This is a genomic window from Bacillus sp. M5A3_1b (assembly GCF_053345335.1).
On record NZ_JBKEZY010000001.1, the window covers coordinates 684,713 to 709,005 of the forward strand.

A 24,293-nucleotide genomic window follows, 5' to 3' on the forward strand; every position below is an offset into this window, starting at 1 on the left:
TCAGATCTAAAAGGTTTGTAAATACAAATCCTTTACCCTAACTGTTCTACTTCTTTATGATTACGAATCGTTTCAAACCATGTATATAGTTGCTGATATGTGCTATAAACCAATTCTTTTTCTAATTGTAAGTGGTTCATTTTCTCACGATATGTGTTCGATTCAATTAAATCACGCTTTTGTTTTTTGTCTGCCATAAAAATGACGCCATCTTTTATTGTAACAAATTCTAACTCAAAAAACACCTGTGTCATGAAATTTACTGTATCTTTTGACCAACCTTTATGTCGACATAGTTGTTCTCCATATTGTCTTAAAGAAAATGGTGCTTTTTGGCTCAAGAAAGAATAGTACCATTTAAAATGTTCCCTCGTTGGAACAGTACTAAATAAATGATTATTCTCTTGATAAAATAGCGTATAAATTCGCGACGGGAACCCCACTTTAAATAAATCTCGTAATTCATCTGTTCCTTTTGGCAAATCAAGTAACACGATGTATTGATCGTCTAAATGAGTCACTTCTGATGCATGCATCATATGCTCTTTATAGTCTTCTAAAGAAAATTTATTCAATACCTCTTCAGAAAAATACACCATCGTTATTTTTTCTTTCGGAAGTTCTGATACATTCGCTTCTACGTTACGCATACTACGCCAATCAAATAATTGCCATGCCTCTACAGCAATATCTTGTACCATTAATTGCGGCTTCTTAAAATTATTCCATTCATTGATAGATGCTTCTCCTATTACAGATACCTTTGCAACTGGAGAAATTTCTTTCGCATACGCACCAAATCCAAATCCGATTGTATCCAGTGTCGCTTGTCCATCGCGAAGAGCCATTTTCAAATGAGAGCCATCTGATCCGATTGCACGAATACTTTCTAACTCTGCATCCTTCACTGCAATACGCGGTTTTGGATTCCCAACACCAAATGGCGCTAACTTTTGCATGTCTTCAATTGCTGCCAGTGTTACATCCTCCACTTTACAAAAGACATCAACAGCTGTAATTGGAATAAAATCTTCTTCTGTTAAAATTACCTCTGCTTGTTCATTTAAGCGGCGGCGCAATTCATCTACATCATTCATATGTAGCGTCATTCCCGCTGCCATCGGATGCCCTCCGAAGTGTGGCAATAACTCTCTACAATCTGACAAGTTTGCAAACAAATCAAATCCTGCAATACTACGTGCTGAACCTTTTGCTGTTTCTTTTACAGGATCAATGCATAATACAATCGTTGGACGATAAAAACGTTCCACTAATTTAGATGCGACAATTCCAATTACACCTGGATTCCAGCCTTCTTTTGCCAGTACTAGTACTTTATTGTCTTCTGGCGGGAAATTATTTTCCACTTCAGCGATAGCTTCTTCTGTAATTTGCTTTACAATATCTTTTCGCAGTTTGTTCAGCTCATCAATTTCTTCAGCTAGCTCTTTCGCTTCTTCTGGATCATCTGATAATAAAAGATGTACAGCCGGCGTAGCATCTTCTAAACGGCCAACTGCATTAATACGTGGTGCGAGTGAGAATCCAATGCTCTCTTCTGTAATTTCACTTTGCGAAACGTTAGCAACTTTAAATAGCGCCTTTAGTCCGATATTTTTCGTCATGCGCATATGTTTTAAACCGCGCTTCACTAGCAATCTATTCTCACCATGAAGTGACACTAAATCGGCTACTGTACCAATTACTGCAATTTCTAATAAATGTTCTGGTACACGACCTAGTAGTGCATGTGCAACTTTAAATGCAACACCTACACCAGCTAAATAGTGAAACGGATATACACCGCCATCTAATTTCGGATGAATAATCGCAAGTGCTTCTGGCAATTCTGGTGGTGGCTCATGGTGATCTGTAATAATAAGATCTATTCCAAGCTCCTTCGCTACCTTCGCTTCATGTACTGCTGCGATACCAGTATCGACAGTAATAATTAGTGAGAATCCTGCGCTATGCGCCCAACGAAATGCTTCTTCGTTTGGTCCATAACCTTCTGTGAAACGGTTTGGGATATAAAATTCTACATTTGCACCTAATTCTTGCAAAGCAAGATATAACACAGTCGTACTACTTACTCCGTCCGCATCGTAGTCACCAAATATTAATATTTGCTCTCCATTTTGAATCGCCTTTTTGACACGTTCTACCGTTCTATCCATTCCTTCTAATAAAAATGGATCATGAAATTCTTGATTTTCTGTATTTAAAAAATCTAAAATCTTATCTTCTGTATCTAGTCCTCTACCGAGGAATAACGAAACGACAAGTGGTGATAATTTTAATTTACTTGCTAATTCACTCACTCGCTCGTCATTATATTCTTTTTCTTTCCAACGCGTCTTCGGTTGTAACACGAAATCACCCCTTAACCTGTTCATTATACAAGACAGATTAAGGGGTGACAATATAATGCAAACTACGCTGCAATATCTATATACTAAAATGTTAATAATGTTTAATTTGGAGAATACGGATTTATATGTACAAACACATTTTGTACGTTATCTTGTTCCATAAGCGTTTCTTTCACATGCTTTCCAATGCGGTGCCCTTCTTCTACAGTAATGTATGGATCTACAGAAACTTTAATATCGACAATAACGTAATGGCCATGCTCCCTTGCATATAAAGAACCGATTTTTTTCACACCGTCTATTTGAAGTACTGCTTCTCTAAGCGGAACAACATCTTCCTCATGAAGAACATGATCAAGCGTTGCATGAATTGCTTCTGCCCCAATACTCCATGCCATTTTTGCAACAAGAAGTGAAACAAATAATCCTGCAATTGGATCGGCATATACAAGCCAATCTAACCCGAGCTTACCACCAATAATCGCTGCACAAATACCGATTAAAGCTGCAATTGAAGAAAATACATCCGAACGATGTTCATATGCATTTGCAATAATTGCATCACTATTTACCCTCTTCCCTAATCGGAATTTATATTGAAACATTCCTTCTTTCACGATAATTGAAAGAACAACAGCAAAAATCGTAATTCCCTTCGGTGGTTCTAGTTCCTGCGAAAAAGCTTTTATAGACGAAATCGCTATCTCGATTCCCACAATAAATAATAATACTGCAACAATAATCGCTGAAATCGATTCCGCTTTACCATGACCGTACGGGTGATCTTCATCGGGCGGTTGCTTCGCTGCTCGCAATCCAAACAATACAGCTAGTGAACCAATTACATCTGATGCAGAATGCACGGCATCCGCTAATAGCGCTTTACTGTTCCCAATATAACCAATTACCGCCTTTACAATCGCTAATATAATATTACCAACGATCCCGACAATAGCACCAAACTCGGCCTGTTTAAAACGTTCATCTTTTTCCATAATTAAAATCCCTTCTTTTCTTAACCTATCTTTTTATTGTAACAAAAACAGTGATAAAAACACCAGTTTTTCCCATATCCCTTCTGTTAAAAAGTTGCTATCTTATTGTATCCACAAACGAAAAAAGAGATGCCTCATAAAGAGACATCATCTTTTTCATACTTGCGGTTCAGATTCTACTTTCTCAACCTTTTTCTTATTTTTTCCCTTTTTCAAACGACGGTTTTCAAGCATTAACCAAATTTGAGAAGCAACGAAAACAGAAGAGTACGTACCTACAACTAATCCAACAAGTAACGCAAACGAGAAGTTACGTAATGACTCACTACCGAAGATAAGTAACGCAATTACTGGGAATAACACTGTTAATACGGTGTTAATTGAACGACCAAGCGTTTGGCGAATACTTGCATTTACGATTTCTTCTAAGTCTTTTATATCGCGAACTCGTTTTTTCTGTTTGTATAATTCACGGTTTCTATCAAATGTAACAATCGAGTCATTAATAGAATAACCGATGATTGTTAATACCGCAGCGATAAACGTTAAGTCTACCTCTAATTGGAAAATACTAAATATAACAATCATAACGAACGCATCATGTAATAATGCAAGTACTGCAGATAATGCGTACGTAAATCGGAATCGAATACTTACGTATAAAATGATAACCGCAGAAGCAATTAATACTGCGATAAATGCATTTCGTGCAATCTCTTTACCGATTGTCGGTGAAACTGTACTTACGTTTGGATCTGTACCGTATTTATCATGGAAGAATGTTTTTGTTTTCGCAATTTCATCTTTTGATAGAACACCTAATGTACGAACTGCGAATCCTTTATTGTCATCTCCAGTCGGTACAATATTTTCTTCCTTCACATCAATTTTCAATTCTTTAAAATCTTTATGAACATCAGACACAGTAACTGTTTGTTTTGATTGCAAGTCGATACGTGTACCACTCGCAAAGTCAATACCAAGATTCAATTTGAAAATTGGTAGTATAATTGCACCTGCAATTACAACTACAATCGAGAAAACAAGGAATTTATGACCGATATTTACGAAGTTAATACGATCAAATCTTGTCGGTGGATGTACTACACCTTTTGTTAATGGAATAATATCCTTTTCCTTAACACCAAAGTATCCTGGTTTTTTATCGAAGTAACGGCTCTTTACAAGTAAACCTAGTAAGAAACGCGTACCGAATACGTTCGTAATAAAACCGACTAAAATACTTACGATTAAACTTGTTGCGAACCCTTTTACAGAACTATTACCATAAACGAATAATACACCAGCTGCTGCAAGAGTCGTAACGTTTGCATCTAAAATTGTTGCTAATGAACGATGGTTACCAGCACGGAATGCTGACATCATTGACTTACCAATTTTCAGCTCTTCTTTCAGTCTCTCGTACGTAATAATATTCGCATCAACGGCGATACCCACCCCGAGCACTAACGCCGCAATACCTGGCAACGTAAGAACTGCATGCATCCAGTTAAAGACAAGTAATGTAACGAAAATGTATAAACCTAACATAATAACCGCTACAAGTCCTGGTAAACGGTAGAATACAAGCATAAATAAGAAAATAAGAGCGATACCAATCGCACTAGCGAAAATCGTTTGCTCTAACGCTTGTTGACCAAATTTTGCTCCAACAGATGTTGAATACATTTCTTTTAAATCAACAGGAAGTGCACCTGCATTTAATAAAGATGAAAGTTCTTTCGCACTTTCAACTGTGAAGTTTCCACCTACGATAGATACTTCAGCTTGGTTAAATACTTGTTCTACTGTTGCTGCTGATAAAAACTTCGGATTCGGTTTTGCTGATTCTGCTTTATACGAATCTTTTCCTTCTTCAAAATCAAGCCAAATTACCATTAAATTCGTTGGTGGTGGCATTTTTGAAATCTTTTCTGTTACTCCACGGAATTTTTCAGCGCTTTTTAACGTAAGTCCAACACTTGGACGACCTTTATCATCAAATGTTTGCTTCGCTCCGCCGCCTTTTAAATCCGCCCCATCCATAAGAAGATTGTCATCTACATCACGGAATGTTAATTTTGCTTGTGTTGATAACATTTCACGTGCCTTTTGCTGATCTTGTACACCAGCAAGCTGTACGCGAATTCGATCTTGCCCTTCAATTTGAATGTTCGGCTCACTTACACCGAGTGCATTGACACGGTTTTCAAGAGCACCTACTGTACTTACAAGTGCCTCTCGGTCAATTTTATCACCTTTTTTGGCTGGTTTTACTTCATACAGAATTTCAAAACCACCGCGAAGGTCTAGTCCTAGACTAATTCCTTTTGCTATGTCTTTTCCTGCCGCACCAATTACTCCACCGATTAATAAAACGATGAGGAAAAAGGCGGCAATTCTCGTACCACGCTTTGCCATATGTACCCTCTTTCTGCTACTAACATTTTAAATAAATCTCTTACGATTCACTTTTACACGTGTGCATACGCCTAGTTAGTAGACTTCCTTTCTATAATTTTGCTAGTTCCTCACTAGCTGTGTCGGTAAGTTTTTCACAATACCTACACTTTCATTATTTATTTTTTCTCTTCACTACCCCCTTTATATATAATCTTAGACATAATTATTTCCTCATTATCAATACCTATCATTATACTGCAAAAGGAAGAACAAACCAATTGCAGTCGGTTATTTATTTTCATATTCATCAAATGACCAAAGTGGCGCTTGATATGCTTCAACAGTTAAATAATTCATATATTCATTAGTACTTACTCTTAATACATCATTTACTAATTCATATAATCTAACATCACTGTTTATTTTTTTCCACTTCTTCACTTTAAGAAACTTCCAAATATCATCATCTGTTACTCGGTCATAACCGAACATGTGAAACTCTTCTACTTTGCTTTCTAAAACGACTTGTAACTGTCCGCGGTATGATTCTACCAAAGCCTCTTTTTCTAACATACATAAACATCTCCTTCTTATTTCAGCACGAAAAGTCGCTTTTAATCCCGCTCTAATGGACAGCAATAACTACTTTCAAGAGCACTCTCATACTTCACTCTCTTAAATGCTTGTCATTCTTGTCTCATACGTGCATATAAATTATTGTAAATCATTCCACTGATTTTGAGAAGGTAGGAGAAGACCATGACGAGACAAAGCTTTTTAAAAGGTGCATTTATTTTAATGATAGCCGGCTTTATTACCAAAATCCTTGGATTTATTAACCGGATTGTAATGGCACGTATTTTAGGGGAAGAAGGTGTTGGCCTTTATATGATGGCCGTTCCTACATTTATTCTAGCAATTACATTAACACAAATCGGCCTTCCTGTCGCAATCGCAAAATTTGTAGCAGAAGCGGAAGCTGTGAACGATAAACAAAGAGTTAAAAAAATATTAACAGTATCATTAGCTGTTACATCCGTTATTAGTATCATTTTAACAATCGGAATTATGCTCCTCACACCTATTTTAGCAAAAACATTATTAACTGATGAACGAACGTACTATCCATTAATGGCCATTTTACCTGTCGTTCCTGTTATTGCTGTTTCTTCTGTTTTACGCGGTTATTTCCAAGGGAAACAAAATATGAAACCTAGCGCTTATGCTCAAGTTATAGAACAAGTTGTCCGCATTACAATTATCGCTATATGCATTCAGTTATTTTTACCTTACGGTGTAGAATATGCTGCAGCTGGCGCTATGTTATCAGCCGTTCTCGGTGAAGTTGCATCGTTATTATTTTTACTCACTTTATTCCAGCGCGAAAAACATTTATCTATACGCTCTGGATTTTTCACTACTGTAAAGGAGAGCAAGGGTACATTTTATTCTCTTATGGATATTGCCCTTCCAACTACAGGAAGTCGTTTAATCGGTTCCGTTTCATATTTTTTTGAACCTATCGTTGTTATGCAAAGCTTAGCGATTGCCGGAGTTGCTGCCTCTGTCGCAACCCAGCAATACGGTATATTAAACGGTTATGCATTCCCACTTCTATCACTGCCAGCCTTTATTACATACGCTCTTTCTACAGCACTCGTTCCATCTATTAGTGAAGCGATGGCTAAAAGACAGCATAAATTAGTGGAACACCGCCTCCAACAAGCTCTTCGAATCTCATTAATTACTGGTGGGTGGTCAGTCGTTATATTATACGTATTCGCTTCTCCTATTTTAACTCTTATGTATGGATCGGATAGTGCAACAGCATTTATCCAGCTTCTTGCACCTTGCTTTTTATTTCATTACTTTCAAAGTCCACTTACCTCTGTTTTACAAGCTTTAAACTTAGCAAGAGCTGCAATGATGAATACATTTATTGGCGCCATCGTGAAATTAATCGTTATTTTTGTACTAGCTTCAAGGCCAGATTTTCAAATGATGGGGGTTGCCCTTGCAATTGCAGCAAATATAGTGACGGTAACATTCCTTCATTACGCTACTGTTTTAAAGAAAATTACATTTACCATTTACGCAAAAGACTACATTTTTGGCGGACTTGCTATCGGTATTGCAGGCGCTTTCGGTTTTTACCTTCATAAATATATAATTTTCTCGCATTCACTCGGCGTACAAACATTATGGGAAATCACTTTAACAACAATCGTTTATATTATCCTCCTCTTCACTTTCAAACTCATTCGAAAAGAAGAGTTAAGTCGACTTCCAATCATTCGAAAACTTTCATTTTTGAAGTAAACGGGCTTACTATTTCATATAGTAAGCCTCTAGTTTTCTTTCAAATCAACAAAAAATTGTCCGTTTTGAAAGCTGCAGTATAAAATTTGTGTGATATCGTTATAACCTAAGTTTTTTAATTTTCCAATGAGCCATTCGTCTGTATGTTCAATCATTTGTAAATGATTCAATTGAATTTCTCCATCAATAATAAGAGGAAGAGTAAAATGCAATGTATCCTGCCCGCCTTTTTGTTTTTGAAAGACAGATAACTTCCCAGATGGTTCTAAAATAGCGTATTCTACATCTCGGATATCTCCAACTCCTTGCTCCCTTAATTGCATCAATAAATCATCTATATTATAACGCTGCTTTCTCATCTTCTTTTCATCAATTTTCCCCGCATTTACAAGAATAGCCGGCTCACCTTCTATTAAATGCCGAAATCGTTGAAACTTTAATGAAATGACTGACAAAATAATCTGTATACACATAAGAAAAGTCATCGGAACTAATTGGTGCCAAAGTGATTTATCGGTATTTTCAATTGCGACTACAGCCATTTCCCCAAGCATAATGAATACGACTAAATCTAATACACTTAACTCTCCAATTTCACGTTTACCCATAAGACGAAAAATAATTAATATGATGATATACAAAAGCATCGTCCGGCCAATGATTGATACCCATTCCATTTCTACATCTCCTTTTTTACGTATAGACTCCCCTATAAAAAATAAACTAGTCTAACTTGGGCAAAAAGAAAATATGCTTGTATTAAAAAGGGGGAATGTATAAATGGATGGAACGAAAAAATTATCAACCGCAATTGGCTTTGGTATCATTACCTTATTAATTTTCGCATCAATTATTAGCATGGTTATGGCTCTTTTATTAAAGTTTACAGATATGACTGAAGAGACATTAGCCGTTACTATTTTTATACTAGCTCTTTTATCTATGCTTATATCCGGATTTACTGCCGGCAAAAAAGCACAAGGGAAAGGTTGGCTAGTAGGTTTCACAACAGGTCTTACATTCGCTATACTTGTTTTTCTAGTTAACTATTTAGGCTTCTCTCAAACTTTATCGAACTCCCAGTTACTTTATCAATTAGCATTAATGGGCGCGAGTACACTCGGTGGTATTTTCGGGGTAAATATGTCAAAACAAAATAACTAAAAAAGGCCCTGCACATTTCATGCAGGGCCTTTCTCATTAGTTTTTCACAACTTCACGAATCGCATTACGATCGAAAGTTAAGTGTGAACCACCAGATTTAATAACGATTTTCGTCTCATCTACTGATTCGATTGTACCGTGTAAGCCACCGATTGTTACGATAGCATCACCTTTTGCTAACTCATTTTGCATTTGAGCAACTGCTTTTTGACGCTTTTGTTGCGGGCGAATTAATAAGAAATAGAAAATCGCAAACATCGCAACGATCATAACGATATTCATCATACCTGGATTCATCTTTTGTTCCTCCTTTTAAATTATGTATTAGAAGTTTTTAGCATTCGGTTTATTAAAGCCATACTGTTCAAAGAATTCTTCGCGGAAATCGCCAAGACGGTCTTCACGAATAGCTTGTCTCACCTGCTCCATTAAGTTTAACAGAAAATGAAGGTTGTGATAAGACGTTAAACGAATTCCAAACGTTTCATCACATTTCATTAAGTGACGAATGTACGCACGAGAGTAATTTTTACATGTATAGCAATCACAATTTGGATCAAGCGGACCGAAGTCTCTTGCAAATTTCGCATTTTTTACAACTAGACGGCCTTCACTTGTCATACATGTACCATTTCGAGCGATACGAGTTGGAAGTACGCAGTCAAACATATCAATACCACGAATTGCACCATCGATTAACGAGTCAGGAGAACCTACTCCCATTAAGTAACGTGGCTTATTATCTGGAAGAAGTGGTGTTGTAAACTCAAGTACACGGTTCATAATATCTTTCGGTTCACCTACAGATAAACCACCTACAGCGTAACCAGGGAAGTCCATTGAAACAAGGTCTTTTGCACTTTGACGACGAAGCTCTTCGAACTCTCCGCCTTGTACAATACCGAATAAACCTTGATCTTGTGGACGTTCATGCGCTTTTAAACAACGTTCTGCCCAGCGGCTTGTACGTTCTACAGATTTCTTCATATATTCAAAAGTAGCCGGGAAAGGTGGACACTCATCAAATGCCATCATAATATCAGATCCTAATGCATTTTGAATTTCCATCGCTTTTTCTGGTGATAAGAATAATTTATCTCCATTTAAGTGGTTACGGAAGTGAACGCCTTCCTCTTCAATGCGACGGAAGTCACTTAAACTGAATACTTGGAAACCACCAGAGTCCGTTAAGATCGCACGATCCCAGTTCATAAATTTATGCAAACCACCTGCTTCACGAATAATTTCGTGACCTGGGCGTAGCCATAAATGATACGTATTACTTAAAATAATGCCAGAATCCATTGCTTTTAATTCTTCTGGTGACATTGTCTTAACTGTTGCAAGTGTACCAACTGGCATAAATGTTGGTGTATCAAATGAACCGTGCGGCGTATGTACACGTCCTAAACGGGCACCTGTTTGTTTACAAGTTTTAATAAATTCATAACGAATTGCTGTCATAATTTACTCCTTTTATTTGTTTCCCATTTTAGCGTGAGATGCAACGAACATTGCATCACCGAAGCTAAAGAAACGATATTTTTCTTTTACTGCTTCATTATAAGCATGAAGTACATTATCTCTATTTGCAAATGCACTTACAAGCATAATTAATGTTGATTTCGGTAAATGGAAGTTTGTAATTAAACCATCAATTGCTTTAAATTCATAACCTGGGTACATAAAAATGTCTGTCCATCCAGAAGCAGCACAAAGCTTACCGTTATGATCTGTCGCAATTGTTTCTAACGTACGAGTTGAAGTCGTACCTACCGTAATAATACGTCCACCATTCTCTTTCACGCGATTTAATAACGCCGCTGTCTCTTCAGACATATGGTAATATTCTGCGTGCATATGGTGTTCTTCAATCGTATCTGCAGAAACTGGTCTAAATGTTCCAAGTCCTACGTGAAGTGTAATGAAAGCTAACCCGACGCCTTTTTGTTTTAACTTCTCCAGTAACTCTTCTGTAAAGTGAAGTCCCGCAGTCGGCGCTGCTGCTGAACCGATTTCTTTCGCATATACTGTTTGATAGCGATCGCGATCTTCTAGCGTCTCTTTAATATATGGAGGAAGTGGCATTTCCCCAAGTTCATCTAAAATTTCATAGAAGATGCCGTCATATGAAAATTCAAGATGACGTCCACCTTGATCTGCAGTTCCTATGCAAGTTGCTTTTAATTTCCCTTCGCCAAAAGAGATAACAGTTCCTTCTTTTACACGTTTCGCTGGCTTAACAAGCGTTTCCCACTTATCGCCTTCTTCTTGTTTTAGAAGAAGTACTTCAATGTGCGCGCCTGTATCTTCTTTCACACCGTGCAAACGAGCAGGCATAACTTTCGTTTCATTTAAAACTAAGCAATCCCCCTCATGTAAGTAAGAAAGAATGTCTGTAAAATGTTTATGCTCAATATCGCCTGTTTCACGATCTAACACCATTAATCTTGATGTTTCACGATCTTCTAATGGGATTTGTGCAATAAGTTCTTCTGGTAAATGAAAATCAAACAGATTAATATCCATAAATATATCCACCTATTTCTTATTTAAATCGATTTATTATATACATAATAAAAGATAATACAATACTTAACACAATACATGTAATGACAGGAAAATAAAAGGTAACGTTACCTTTTTTCACAAAAATATCGCCTGGAAGCCTTCCTATGAACTTCCAAGCTAATCCAACAACAATGAGCAAAATACCAGCTGTAATAAGCAGCTTTGGCATCTCCGTCATACTTTTGGCATCTCCATTCCGAAATGCTCATATGCAAGCGGCGTTACGATTCGGCCTCTTGGCGTTCGTTGTAAAAAGCCAATTTGTAATAAATATGGCTCATATACATCTTCAATCGTATGAGATTCTTCTCCAATCGTTGCCGAAACCGTTTCTAATCCGACTGGGCCACCACGGAATTTCTCAATAATACCAAGCAATAATTTATGATCGATATGATCTAGACCTAATTTATCTACTTGCAGTAGTTCTAACGCCATTTGTGTAATTTCCATCGTAACCGTTCCGTTACCACGAACTTGTGCGAAATCTCGTACACGTCGTAATAAACGATTCGCAATACGAGGTGTACCACGAGCACGTCTTGCAATTTCTAGTGCGGCTAACGAATCAATTTCAACTTCGAATACTTCTGCTGTACGTTCAACAATCTCAGAAAGCTGATCTACTGTGTAATACTCTAATCTTGAAAGTACACCGAAACGGTCACGAAGCGGCGCTGATAATGCCCCCGCACGGGTCGTTGCTCCAACTAATGTAAATGGCGGTAAATCTAAACGTACAGACCGTGCTGATGGCCCTTTTCCAATTACGATATCAAGGCAAAAATCTTCCATCGCAGGATATAACACTTCTTCAATTGACCTATGCAAACGATGAATTTCATCAATAAATAATACATCACCCGGCTGAAGTGCTGTTAATACAGCTGCTAAATCTCCCGGCCTTTCAATTGCTGGACCTGAAGTTGTTCTAACATTTACGCCCATTTCATTGGCAATAATATTGGCAAGCGTCGTTTTACCAAGTCCTGGTGGTCCATATAGAAGCACATGATCCAACGTTTCTTCACGCATTTTCGCTGCTTCAATAAACACTTCTAAATTGTGTTTCGCTTTATCTTGGCCAATATACTGACGGAGCGTCTGTGGCCGTAATGAATATTCTAAATCCGAATCTTCATATGCAGATTCCCCTGAAAGGAGACGTTCGTCCATTATACTCACCTCTTACCATTTAGTAAAAGACTAAGTGCCTTTTTAATATACTGATCCGTCGTTAATGATTCTTTTAATAACTCTGGTACAACGCGAGAAACTTCTCGTTCTGCGTATCCAAGTGCGCGCAGAGCTTCCAGCGCCTCATCAAGCTCAGCTGATGAACCTTTCTTCTCATCAAAACGTTCTGTGTCTGAGAATAAATCAACAAATGCATCTGGCACGACATCAGCTAGTTTTCCTTTTAAATCTAAAATCATTTGGCGTGCTGTTTTCTTTCCGACGCCCGGGAACTTCACTAAAAACTTCTCGTCTTCGTGTTCAATCGCTTGAACGACCTGTCCTGTTTGACCAGACGCTAAAATTGCAAGAGCGCCTTTTGGTCCAATACCAGACACACCTAACAACTTTGTAAATAATAAACGCTCTTCACGTGTTTTAAACCCGTAAAGTGCCATAATATCTTCTCTCACATAATGATATGTATAGACACGGATTTCTTGCTTACTTCTTTGAAATACATACGGATTTGGTGTGAAAATTTGATAACCAATTCCATTATGGTCAATTACGACATATTCCGGTCCTACATACTCCACGTAACCTGTAACATATTCAAACAAAATACGATCTCTCCCTCTTAAATCATGTATTCCATTTTAACATATTTAATGATAGAAAAGCGAGACTACCCCAACAAATGTTCCCTATTTGAAACTTCTGTTATTTTCCATTGACAGAAAGTATGAAGCACCTTAATATACAGAAGTCGATAATGATTATCAATATTAATTAAAGGGGTTACATCAGGATGAAACAGAAGCTATTTATTTTATTTACTATTATGCTAGTTGTTCTTTCTATCGTTGGCTGTTCTTCTCAAAAAGAAGAATCGAAAGCGAAAGAACAACTGAAAACAAAAGTTGTAAAACACGCTAAAGGAGAAGCTACAATTCCAGTAAATCCAAAGAGAATTGTTGACCTTTCTGGATCAACAGAAGAATTATTACTTCTTGGACACAAACCTGTTGGTACAGCAAACACATATAAAGATAAAATCCAAAATCATTTAACAGAAAAATTAGACGGAGTAAAAGCAGTAGGGTGGTACTGGGCACCTAAAGTTGATCTGGAAGCTGTTACTGCATTAAAACCAGACTTAATTATTTTAAATAATCGTCAATTGAAGATCTATGATCAATTAGAAAAGGTTGCACCAACAGTTGTTTTAGAAACAAACTTAGAAGACTGGCGCGGTAAGTTTAAAGAAGTAGGTAAACTATTTGACGAAGAAAAGAAAGCAGACAAATGGATTGCAGACTACGATAAAAAAGCAGACTCTTTATCTAAAAAAATTAAAGAAAAAACAAAAGATGAGAACTTTATGTTCGTCGCAGTTACACCACAAAACTTCCGTGTATACGGTAGCTTCGGATACGGTGACATCATCTTTAATGACTTAAAACTTCCAGCAACAAAAGGTACAGATTTAAAACAAACGATGGCACAAGTATCGTTAGAAGGTCTTGTTGCATTCCATCCTGACCAAATGTTTATTGTAAACTTCGGCGGCGAAGCTGATAAAGTTTACGAAGACTATAAAAACAGTGCCGTTTGGAAAGACAATAAAGCAGTTAAAAACAATCACGTATATGAAGTATCGAATGAAATCTTCAATACGAAAGCTTTCAATCCAATTGGAAAAGATATGCTAATCGATGAAATCGCAAAACAAATTTTAGATAAAAACAAGTAAGAAAAAAAGCAGCTCACCACGAGCTGCTTTTTTTCTTACTTTGCACTGCGTATTGCTTCATTTTTTCAATCGTCTTCACAAAACCTTCTTTTGATTTAATGCGAATACCACGCTTCAATTTCGCACGCTCATAACTCTCAAGCTTTTTCATATCAATTTGAAAGAAGGAATGAATCGCATTATCACTTTTCGGTACACCTTTGAAAATTTGTAATATCCCTTCCTCTGACACACCGAAATAACCGCTCGTCTTTAATAACGGAGAAATATCATCAACTTTCTTTTGTAATACAATTTGTACATCATCACGATCAACGAGCTGCCATTCTTTATACTGCTGTAAAAACTTTTCTAAGTCCGCTACTTTTTCTGTAAATATTTCCTCGCTTACTTCTCCATCAACATACATTCGCTCTAATAAAATTGTAACTTCAGGCTCTTTTTCCGTTACTTCTGGTACTGGTCCTTCCGCCTTCACATTCGTTTCATAAGCGAAACAAAACATCATAACGAAAGCTTGCATCGCAATCAGTATCCATTTCATTTCCGTTCACCTCTTTTAGGCAAGATCAAACTTTCATTAGTAGTTTTTCCGGAAATGGGGGTTTTATCCCTAATTCATAGATTGTTCTCATTAAGACTTATAGAGTCCAATTATTTCTACCTATTTCGAAACGTATTGATTATGTGAAAGCTTTTTTATATCTTTATTTGATTGTACCGTAGCTATATAAACCCCGATTAGTACAATTATCATTCCGACTACTTGTTGCCATGTAACAACTGCTCCATATACTATAACTGCTATGCCAGTAGCTACGATGGGGGTTAAATTCAAATACATACTCGCTTTACTTGCACCTAACTCTTCTACTCCTTTATTAAACACGATATACCCAATTAACGTCCCGCATATGACCATATACAACATTTCTAGCCATCCTTGTAAAGAAAGCGTTAAAACCTTTCCCCACCCATCTTCATATAGAGAAAATCCTGCTAAAAAAACGGTTCCTAATACCGTCATACTCATTGTAGTTAACAAAGGTGATACACCACTCATAACTTTTTTCCCTGTTAAGCTATATAACACCCCACAGATTAAAGCAGCTATAAATAAAAGATCTCCCTTATTAAATGACAAAGACATAAGTATATTCATTGAACCACTCGTAATAACAACTATTACACCTATAAGGGACAACATTAAACTTATTCCCACTTTTATACTCCAAGACTCTTTAAAAAATAATATTGCTCCCAATGTTACAAAAACGGGCATTGTAGCAATAATAAGCGAGCCATTCAGGCTGGAAGTATAGTTAAGTCCCATAAAGAAAAAAACATTATAACCAAAAATACCTGTTAGCGATACAAATAACAGCCCTTTCCAATTCTTTAATAACAAACTTGTATTCCACTCAGATTTCATAAAAATTATGCCTATTAAAATAAAACTAGCTAAACCAAAACGAATTGTTGCTGCAGTAATCGGTGGAATTTCAGTAATAACATGCTCTGCTGTTGCAAAAGATCCACCCCAAAACAAAGGAACAAGTAACATAATTACATACATACGGTTTATTCTTTTCATTTTTATTACCCCTTTTAAGCAAATAGGTTTAAAAGTTTAAACTTGTTTACTTGTTATTTAAAAAAAATTAATAATTTGACTCTATTACTTGAAGTAAATCCTTCACCTGTTTTAAAAATTCTCCTGCTATTATAGAATAAAAAATTTCTTTTCCATTTCGATCCGCTACAATTAATTCTGCTTGTTTTAAAATTTTCAAATGGTGTGAAACAGCCGGTCTAGAAATCCCCATTTTATCTGTTATTTGTGTTACATTCATCTGCTTGTTTTCTAATAGAAACATAATAATTTGCTGACGATTCTCATCTCCTAACGCCTGAAATATAGGTGTTACGACCTGAAATTTCTCTAATACAACTTCTGTATTTCTACATTCAAAATTCTCCATATCCTATTCATCCCAACCTTTTATATCTAAAAAACATGTAATATATTACCATCAAATAGTAACTCTTTCATATACACTTGTAAATAACTTTATTTTCCGACTTTCATTTCAATAAAAAAGGGAAGATTGGATTCCTCCATTCTTCCCATTACATTCATATAAAATGAAAGACGCCTGCAAAGCAGGCGTCTTGATGCGTTTACGGCGAGAGACCAGGCGACCACATTCGCGTGTTTAGCACTTAAGCATATCTCTCGTCTTACGTAAATTAGCTCATCGCTTTGCTAATATAACATTAATAAAGTATAAGTGCAACATGTTTATAAAAATATTTTATTTCCTCTTTCAACCAAACAAACTTTATGTAAATTATAAATTGATAAATGCAATATATATGTTACAATTAATATAACAGCGAAATCATAATAAACAGGAGATGGATATTGTGAAAAAAATAAAGGATGAACGTCTCATTCTGAAAACATTAAAAAACATACGTATTGCTTTTCTTTTTCAATCGCTTGGTATAATTGGCATTTTAGGATATATCGGATTCACTGAAGGAATGGATCAAATTACGAAATCTCCATTATGGTTATTATTTATCCTTACAAGTATTGTACTTAGTTATTTACAGTTAAGCGTTTCTATCGATGTAGAAGAAGGCGAAAAGGATATAAAGTTAACTCCTTATTACAAAATTATTTTACGCTCTCTTATTGTAGGAACTATTATAGCCATTATTTATATTATTTTCAGTCCAGAAAGACCTCTCTTTGAGGCTATTCTAACAGGTAGTATTTTCTTTATATGTTTTTTAATTTCTTATTCCATTAGTTATTTCATTAAAAAACGTCGTTTACAAGACAATGATGAATAAAGAGGAAGGGCTCCCCCTTCCTCTTTTATTTTGCTATCGCATAGTACCAGTAGTACCAGTTAAACCGTAACGAATGTCTCGGAACATATTCCCTATATCACGATTAAAATCGTTTGTAACTGTACCATTACGTAGGCGTGTACTCATTGCATCGACACGAGTAAACATGTCATTTCTTACAGAAACATATACATTTCTGTTTCCAACTTCATTTGCAACGGCTTGACGAACTTCGTTTGCAAGTGCCGTTTCATTCGATACTGGATTACGCGGTTTTACCGCAATCGCCACATCGTTTCCATATACAACTGTAGACACGCGGTCTACGTTATTCATACGCTTTACACGATTTGTTATTTTTTCTGCTGTTTTACCATCATTGTTAATGTATGAATTGTTCATTGTAATATTACGTGTTGGATGCGGGTTAGCAATTTGACCGTTGTAATTTACATCACGGTAATAATTGTTATATCCTGTATCGTTACGACCATTTCTATATGTTACATAATCTGTATAACGATCATTACGCGTTACATTATCACGGTACTGGTGTGTATCGTTATAAGATGTACGCTCGTAATTGTAGTTACGTCCATCCATTGCATTGTTATCTTTTGGTGTACCACATGCAGCTAATGCACTGGTAACTAACAAAGAAGCAGCAATCACTTTTACTTTCGTATTCAATACAAAAACCCCCTCTGTTAGAATGAGCTTCTCTTCTGAAAAGCTCCCTCTTATGATGAGTAACAGAGAAGGTTTTTACACTGTTAATATTTCACTGGGGATTTTCTAACATTTGATGTAAATCTTCCATTTTCAGAACGACTCTACATAAAAAAAAAGGCGGGAATAATCCCACCTTTTTTAAACTTCCTCTTCGTCCTCTTCTTCTGAAACTGGATCTCCAAATACATTTGGTGGATCTGGTTGATAATACATCGTTCCTGGCTGTGGCGCATATGCCGATTGAGTTGGTTGATAATATAAAGGATTTGCGTATTGCGGTCCTCCAGGTTGAGGACTATATAACCTACTCTCTCCTCCGCATCCACAATCTTCCTCACCTTGTACGAGCGGCGGCATATTATTATCCATTGGCATCATATTTGGATTCGGCATAGACGTATATTGCGGTCCAAACGGTGCTCCTTGCTGATATGGCATTTGATATGGATTTTGTTGTTGATAATACGGATTAGGTGGCATCATAGGCTGTTGGTATGGCATTTGATATGGCATCATATTCGGTGGTTGATTATTATCCATTATCGGCATCATATTTGGCATTTGATTGTTATCCATTATCGGCATCATATTTGGCATTTGATTATTATCCATTATCGGCATCATATTCGGCATTTGATTATTATCCATTATCGGCATCATATTTGGCATTTGATTATTATCCATGATTGGCATCATGTTTGGCATTTGATTATTATCCATGATTGGCATCATGTTTGGCATTTGGTTGTTATCCATTATCGGCATCATATTTGGCATTTGGTTGTTATCCATGATTGGCATCGTATTTGGCATTTGGTTGTTATCCATGATTGGCATCGTATTTGGTGGTTGATTATTATCCAACATTGGCATGATGTTTGGTATTGGGTTATTATCCATGATTGGCATCATATTTGGTGGTTGATTATTATCCAACATTGGCATCATATTTGGTGGTTGATTGTTATCCAACATTGGCATCATATTTGGTGACTGATTGTTATCCAACATTGGCATGATGTTTGGTACTTGAATATTTGGCGGTATTACTTGCGGAATGACTACATTCTCTTTCGATACATTTGGTGACACTATATTTCCTACATTTTCTTTCTTTACTTGTGGTGACACTATATTTCCTACATTTTCTTTCTTTACTTGTGGTGATACTATGTTTCCTATATTTTCTTTCTTTACTTGTGGTGATACTATGTTTCCTACATTTTCTTTCTTTACTTGTGGTGATACTATGTTTCCTATATTTTCTTTCTTTACTTGCGGTGATATTATATTTCCTACATTCTCTTTCTTCACTTGCGGTGATACTATATTTCCTACGTTCTCTTTCTTCACTTGTGGTGACACTATGTTATCTTTTTTCGTTTGCGGAGAAATGATGTTATTAGGTTTCATTTTAGTAATTTGAGGAGCAATTAACTCGCTTCCTTTTTTAATTACATCTGAAATTTTATATTCTTTTTTTGCTTTTATTGGTGGTTGCGGCGGCTGTGGTAATACATTTATCGAAAACTTCGTGTTTTCTTTTTCTGCTGGTTTTTGTTTTTCTATAACAGGTGGTTTTTGAATAACAGATGGTTTTTCAACTGGTTTTTCTATTTGAATTGGCTTTTCTTTTTGCACCTCTTTTTGTGGCTTTACCTGTACTTCTTTTTGCTGTTTCACTTGCACTTCCTTCTGTGGTTTTACCTGTACTTCTTTTTGTGGTTTTACTTGCAATTCTTTTTGTGTTTGTTGCATAGCAGGTTGCTGTGTAATTGGCGCTGATTGATACGTAACTTCTTCCTCATCCTCTATTCCAAGCGGAGTTGGCGTTGCTGCAAATTCTTTTTGTTGTACTTCTTTTACGTATTGTTTTGGAGGTGATGAACCTGCTCCAGCATGTTGTTTCACGTGAACGCTGTTTGATGGTACTTTAATTTTCATACCTGGCATGATTAAATCTGGATTACTAAGTTGTGTATTTGTATTTTTCAACGTATCAAAATCCACTCCGTACTTTTTCGCAATTTTCCAAAGGGTATCCCCTTTTTGCACGATATGAATTTTCAAATTTTCCCCCTCCTGTATAACTTATCTATAAGTAACAAATCTCATGAAGTAACACCTTCTAAATAACATGAACTTCTTTTCACTTTTAACACTTCTTCTATTTCCAATATAGTTCGAAGTGGAATAAGTATAAAAAAATCGCATTGATTTCTTCAAAACAATGTATGCCCATTTCGTTCTCGTTATGATTATATGCATGAAAAAAAGCAACAGAAATACCGTTGCTTTACACACGCTCTAACATACGATTTAATGCAAGAACCGCTTCTTCAGTCACTTGTTTATCTACGCTAATAACGTTAATTTCTTCTCCTCTTTCTACCGTTTCAAGCACCCATAATAAGTGCGGCAGATCAATTCGGTTCATCGTTAAACACGGACACATAAATGGATTAAGTGAAACAATCTCTTTATCTGGATGTTGCTGAATAATTCGGTTCACTAAATTCATCTCTGTACCAATTGCCCATTTACTTCCAGGTGGCGCTGCTTCAATCATATCAATAATATATTTCGTTGATCCTGCGTAATCCGAAGCATCAACGACCTCATAACAACATTCTGGATGTACAATAATATTCATATCCGGATGATTTTTCCGTACATTCTCAATGTTTTTCACTGTAAAGTTTTGATGAACCGAACAATGCCCTTTCCATAAAATCACTTGAATTCCTTCTATATCTCCATCGTACTCTAATGAATCTGTATGTGGGTCCCATACTGCCATTTTATCTAATGGGATACCTAAATCGTATGCTGTATTTCTTCCTAAATGTTGATCCGGTAAAAAGACAAGACGCTCTTTTTGTGTAAATGCCCAAGACACCATTTGTTTTGCATTAGAAGAAGTTACTGTTGCTCCGCCATTACGACCACAAAACGCTTTAATTGCAGCTGTAGAGTTAACATATGTTAACGGAATCATCGTATCTCCAAATAATTTTGCGAGCTCTTTCCATGCCCTTTCTGTTTGTTCAATATCTGCCATATCTGCCATCGAACAACCTGCACGCATATCTGGCAAAATAACGATTTGATTATCTGTCGTTAACATATCTGCTGTTTCTGCCATAAAGTGTACACCGCAAAATACAATATATTTCGCTTCTTTATTGCTCGCTGCAACTTGTGCAAGCTGAAGTGAATCTCCTGCTGCATCAGAAAATTGTACCACTTCATCTTTTTGGTAATGATGTCCTGGAATAAATAATGTTTCCCCCATTTTTTCTTTAATTTCACGAACACGCTTTTCCATTTCTTCTGTTGTCATCGTGTAATAACGCTCTGGTAACATCGTTTCAATCGGTTGCACTTTTTCTAAAATACTCATATTCCTTTCTCCCCCTCTAAGCCACTTTCCTTACGCCTCAATATTGAAACTAATATCAAGTGCTTTCACTGAATGTGTTAACGCTCCAAGTGAAATATAATCGACCCCTGTTTTTCCATATTTCGATAAATCTTCAATTGTAATGCCTCCTGATGCTTCCGTAACGATGGCACTTGGTACAATCTTTGAAAACTCCCGGATCTCATCTGGCTTACGGTTATCAAACATAATAATATCTGCACCAGCAGCTACAGCCTCTCTCACTTGCTCCTCCGTTTCTGTTTCCACTTCTACTTTCACCATATGTCCTAATTTTTCTTTCACCGATGTAACAGCTTTCGTAATAGAACCAGCAAAAGCAATATGATTGTCTTTAATCATGACACCGTCATATAAACCGAAACGGTGATTAAATCCGCCTCCGCACACAACTGCATACTTATCAAACATGCGTAGCCCTGGCATCGTTTTTCGCGTATCGCAAATACGTGTATGGCCGCTATCTAAAGCAAGAACAGCTTTATGTGTCATCGTAGCTATCCCGCTCATACGCTGGATAACGTTTAATATAACGCGCTCTGCCGTCAATAACGAAGCAATTGGTCCTTGCGCAGTTGCTATTATTTCGCCTTTTTCTACAAGATCTCCATCTTTTTTATGAAGCGCCACTTCAATTCTTTCATCAATTAATTTAAATCCTTCTTCAATTACTAAACGCCCCGCAAAGACACCTGTATCCTTCGCAAGAAACGTTCCTTTTGAAAGTAAATTGTCTGGAAAAATAAGCTGAGATGTTACATCTCTTTCTCCTATATCTTCTAGAAAAAATCGATTTAATGCTTCTTTCACTTTTATCGTGTTCATAGAGCCCCTCTTCCCTTCATCACACAAGTTGTAGTTTTCTTCTCACTCGAACGATCTCTTTTTTTACGCTATTTCTATCTGGATAGTCATTTCGATAATGGCCACCAATACTTTCTTCTCTTTGCAAAGCTGACACGACTATAAGCTCACAGGCTGTTAACATATTAATAATTGTTATCTCTTCATTTGTAAGAGCATTATGTTGTAATATCATATTTCGAACACCGTACTTACTAAGCCATCTCTTTGCATAAGATAAACTTTGCTCTGTTCGCACAATCCCAACATATTTCATCATGCATTCTTGTATTTCTTCTTTCGCCGGCAAATGATTCAGAACGATAAACTTCTTTTCCTTCTCAGCCACGTTGTTCCAGCTTTCTTTTGTCGCTTTCGTTAAAATATGTTGTCCTATTCTTTTTCCAAACACAAGACCTTCTAATAATGAATTACTTGCTAATCTATTTGCTCCATGAACACCATTACAAGCTACTTCACCGACCGCATATAAATTTGGAATGGACGTCTCTCCATCACAGTTCGTTTTCACGCCGCCCATATGAAAATGAGCACCGGGTACGACTGGAATGCGTTTTTCATTTATATCGACACCATTCTTTTTACACAATGATGATACAGTCGGAAAACGTTCTTCGAAATTTTGGATAGACTCGATATTTACATACACTTGTTCACCCGCCAAAAGCTGCTCATGAATCGCTCTTGCTACTACATCACGTGGTGCGAGATCGTGATCAGGGTGTATATTCATCATAAAACGCTGCCCTTTTCCATTCATAAGGATAGCTCCTTCACCACGGACAGCTTCAGAGACGAGGCCGCAGCATCGCCCGTTCGCGTATAACATTGTTGGATGAAACTGTACAAACTCTAAATCTACGAGCTCCCCGCCTGCGCGGTACACCATCGCAAGTCCATCACCCGTAATTGTCTTATCGTTAGAAGTAAAGGCGTATAAACCGCCAATCCCACCTGTTGCTAACACCGTATAATCTGCAACGTAACGCTTCAACTTCCCTTCACTAGTTCTTGTTAAAACTCCAACACATTTATCATTTTCTATAATAAAATCGAGCACCATTTCCTGTTCCACTACCGTAACGTGCGGAGCTACTTCTTGAATGAAATGCTCTAATAAATTCTTTCCTGTTGCATCGCCACCTGCATGTAAAATACGACGCTTTCGATGTGCGCCTTCTTTTCCAAGATGAGGACCCATTTCATCTCCATCAAATTTCATTCCATTTTCAATGAGATTATTCATTTCTTTCGGTCCTTCCTCGACTAAATAACGGACCACATCTTCATTGTTATAATGACATCCTGCTACTAACGTATCTTCAAAATGATCATTTGGATTGTCATATGTTGCAACTGCTGCGGCAATTCCACCTTGCGCTAAATATGTATTATTATTACGATTTGTTCCCTTTGTGATAATAATCACATTCTTTTCGTGACAAATCTCTTTCGCAACACGAAGTGCCGCAACGCCACTTCCAATAATTAAGACATCTGCACTTGGCATAATTGTTGCCTCCTACTTTACACTTTTCAACTGTCTTGACACCTATATTTACATAGTTTTAAAATAATGACAAGAGTTTTTTATAATTCTTATTTTCACTACCATTTAAAAAATACAAGAAATGTAA

The 24,293-nt window shown here is 36.7% G+C and carries 22 protein-coding genes and 1 pseudogene; 4 read left to right on the forward strand and 19 right to left on the reverse strand.

Annotation, left to right across the window (positions count from 1 at the left end):
• Positions 1-32: 32 nt before the first annotated feature.
• The 4 genes from recJ to ACLBWW_RS03650 all read right to left on the reverse strand — a co-directional run bounded on the left by recJ (position 33) and on the right by ACLBWW_RS03650 (position 6,343).
• Positions 33-2,372: a single-stranded-DNA-specific exonuclease RecJ gene (gene recJ / locus ACLBWW_RS03635; protein ID WP_048541416.1), complete on the reverse strand. Its 2,340-nt coding sequence runs from the start codon at positions 2,370-2,372 to the stop codon at positions 33-35.
• 101 nt (positions 2,373-2,473) lie between these two features.
• Positions 2,474-3,367 (reverse strand): cation diffusion facilitator family transporter, encoded by an 894-nt coding sequence (locus tag ACLBWW_RS03640; RefSeq protein WP_048541414.1) that lies wholly within the window; start codon positions 3,365-3,367, stop codon positions 2,474-2,476.
• A gap of 156 nt (positions 3,368-3,523) precedes the next feature.
• A complete protein-coding gene (gene secDF / locus ACLBWW_RS03645; protein ID WP_048541412.1) occupies positions 3,524-5,788 on the reverse strand; it encodes a protein translocase subunit SecDF in 2,265 nt (754 codons plus the stop codon).
• Positions 5,789-6,058: 270 nt separating this feature from the next.
• Positions 6,059-6,343, reverse strand: coding sequence for a post-transcriptional regulator (locus ACLBWW_RS03650; RefSeq protein ID WP_048541411.1), 285 nt, complete (start codon positions 6,341-6,343; stop codon positions 6,059-6,061).
• Positions 6,344-6,529: 186 nt separating this feature from the next.
• Here ACLBWW_RS03650 and spoVB point away from each other — a divergent pair, with 186 nt between their 5' ends.
• A complete protein-coding gene (spoVB, locus tag ACLBWW_RS03655) occupies positions 6,530-8,089 on the forward strand; it encodes a stage V sporulation protein B (RefSeq protein ID WP_048541409.1) in 1,560 nt (519 codons plus the stop codon).
• Between the two features lie 29 nt (positions 8,090-8,118).
• Here the strand turns inward: spoVB and ACLBWW_RS03660 are convergent, their stop codons facing one another.
• The gene (locus tag ACLBWW_RS03660) at positions 8,119-8,766 is read right to left on the reverse strand and encodes a DUF421 domain-containing protein (protein ID WP_048541407.1); all 648 of its coding nucleotides are present in this window, start codon (positions 8,764-8,766) and stop codon (positions 8,119-8,121) included.
• 103 nt (positions 8,767-8,869) lie between these two features.
• Between ACLBWW_RS03660 and ACLBWW_RS03665 the strand changes: the two genes are divergently transcribed.
• Complete coding sequence (locus tag ACLBWW_RS03665) at positions 8,870-9,253, forward strand: TIGR04086 family membrane protein (protein WP_000349129.1); 384 nt, start codon at positions 8,870-8,872, stop codon at positions 9,251-9,253.
• Between the two features lie 36 nt (positions 9,254-9,289).
• On the opposite strand, the gene yajC is transcribed toward ACLBWW_RS03665, so the two are convergent.
• The 6 genes from yajC to ruvA are packed head-to-tail and all read right to left on the reverse strand — an operon-like array spanning position 9,290 to position 13,623.
• Positions 9,290-9,550, reverse strand: a complete 261-nt coding sequence (yajC, locus tag ACLBWW_RS03670) for a preprotein translocase subunit YajC (protein ID WP_001068064.1) — start codon at positions 9,548-9,550, stop codon at positions 9,290-9,292.
• Between the two features lie 27 nt (positions 9,551-9,577).
• Positions 9,578-10,717: a tRNA guanosine(34) transglycosylase Tgt gene (gene tgt / locus ACLBWW_RS03675; RefSeq protein WP_000125362.1), complete on the reverse strand. Its 1,140-nt coding sequence runs from the start codon at positions 10,715-10,717 to the stop codon at positions 9,578-9,580.
• A gap of 12 nt (positions 10,718-10,729) precedes the next feature.
• The gene (queA, locus tag ACLBWW_RS03680; RefSeq protein ID WP_048541404.1) at positions 10,730-11,782 is read right to left on the reverse strand and encodes a tRNA preQ1(34) S-adenosylmethionine ribosyltransferase-isomerase QueA; all 1,053 of its coding nucleotides are present in this window, start codon (positions 11,780-11,782) and stop codon (positions 10,730-10,732) included.
• A 19-nt stretch (positions 11,783-11,801) separates the two neighbouring features.
• Positions 11,802-12,002 carry a DUF2905 domain-containing protein gene (locus tag ACLBWW_RS03685; RefSeq protein ID WP_000138163.1) on the reverse strand — a complete coding sequence of 67 codons (201 nt, stop codon included), beginning with the start codon at positions 12,000-12,002 and terminating at the stop codon, positions 11,802-11,804.
• A complete protein-coding gene (gene ruvB, locus ACLBWW_RS03690) occupies positions 11,999-13,000 on the reverse strand; it encodes a Holliday junction branch migration DNA helicase RuvB (RefSeq protein WP_000344467.1) in 1,002 nt (333 codons plus the stop codon). Before ruvB ends, ACLBWW_RS03685 begins: the two co-directional genes overlap by 4 nt.
• A 5-nt stretch (positions 13,001-13,005) precedes the next feature.
• The gene (gene ruvA / locus ACLBWW_RS03695) at positions 13,006-13,623 is read right to left on the reverse strand and encodes a Holliday junction DNA helicase RuvA (protein WP_000464511.1); all 618 of its coding nucleotides are present in this window, start codon (positions 13,621-13,623) and stop codon (positions 13,006-13,008) included.
• Between the two features lie 188 nt (positions 13,624-13,811).
• Here ruvA and ACLBWW_RS03700 point away from each other — a divergent pair, with 188 nt between their 5' ends.
• Positions 13,812-14,756, forward strand: coding sequence for an iron-hydroxamate ABC transporter substrate-binding protein (locus ACLBWW_RS03700; protein ID WP_048541402.1), 945 nt, complete (start codon positions 13,812-13,814; stop codon positions 14,754-14,756).
• 13 nt (positions 14,757-14,769) lie between these two features.
• On the opposite strand, the gene ACLBWW_RS03705 is transcribed toward ACLBWW_RS03700, so the two are convergent.
• From ACLBWW_RS03705 to ACLBWW_RS03715, 3 genes are all read right to left on the reverse strand, one after another.
• Complete coding sequence (locus tag ACLBWW_RS03705) at positions 14,770-15,300, reverse strand: BofC C-terminal domain-containing protein (RefSeq protein WP_372469774.1); 531 nt, start codon at positions 15,298-15,300, stop codon at positions 14,770-14,772.
• 120 nt (positions 15,301-15,420) lie between these two features.
• Positions 15,421-16,350, reverse strand: a complete 930-nt coding sequence (locus ACLBWW_RS03710; RefSeq protein WP_098067698.1) for a DMT family transporter — start codon at positions 16,348-16,350, stop codon at positions 15,421-15,423.
• A 67-nt stretch (positions 16,351-16,417) separates the two neighbouring features.
• Entirely contained in the window at positions 16,418-16,738 is a 321-nt protein-coding gene (locus tag ACLBWW_RS03715; protein ID WP_372469775.1) for an ArsR/SmtB family transcription factor, read from the reverse strand.
• 436 nt (positions 16,739-17,174) lie between these two features.
• Here ACLBWW_RS03715 and ACLBWW_RS03720 point away from each other — a divergent pair, with 436 nt between their 5' ends.
• Positions 17,175-17,618: a branched-chain amino acid ABC transporter substrate-binding protein gene (locus ACLBWW_RS03720; RefSeq protein ID WP_081257175.1), complete on the forward strand. Its 444-nt coding sequence runs from the start codon at positions 17,175-17,177 to the stop codon at positions 17,616-17,618.
• A gap of 33 nt (positions 17,619-17,651) precedes the next feature.
• Here the strand turns inward: ACLBWW_RS03720 and ACLBWW_RS03725 are convergent, their stop codons facing one another.
• The 5 genes and pseudogenes from ACLBWW_RS03725 to nadB form a co-directional block, all read right to left on the reverse strand.
• Entirely contained in the window at positions 17,652-18,308 is a 657-nt protein-coding gene (locus ACLBWW_RS03725; RefSeq protein ID WP_048541394.1) for a YhcN/YlaJ family sporulation lipoprotein, read from the reverse strand.
• A 1,955-nt stretch (positions 18,309-20,263) separates the two neighbouring features.
• A pseudogene (safA, locus tag ACLBWW_RS03730) lies at positions 20,264-20,420 on the reverse strand (SafA/ExsA family spore coat assembly protein); the annotation flags it as partial.
• 226 nt (positions 20,421-20,646) lie between these two features.
• Positions 20,647-21,753, reverse strand: coding sequence for a quinolinate synthase NadA (gene nadA, locus ACLBWW_RS03735; RefSeq protein WP_048541391.1), 1,107 nt, complete (start codon positions 21,751-21,753; stop codon positions 20,647-20,649).
• Between the two features lie 30 nt (positions 21,754-21,783).
• Entirely contained in the window at positions 21,784-22,617 is an 834-nt protein-coding gene (gene nadC, locus ACLBWW_RS03740) for a carboxylating nicotinate-nucleotide diphosphorylase (RefSeq protein WP_048541389.1), read from the reverse strand.
• Between the two features lie 19 nt (positions 22,618-22,636).
• A complete protein-coding gene (gene nadB, locus ACLBWW_RS03745; RefSeq protein ID WP_098633565.1) occupies positions 22,637-24,166 on the reverse strand; it encodes an L-aspartate oxidase in 1,530 nt (509 codons plus the stop codon).
• Positions 24,167-24,293: the final 127 nt, after the last annotated feature.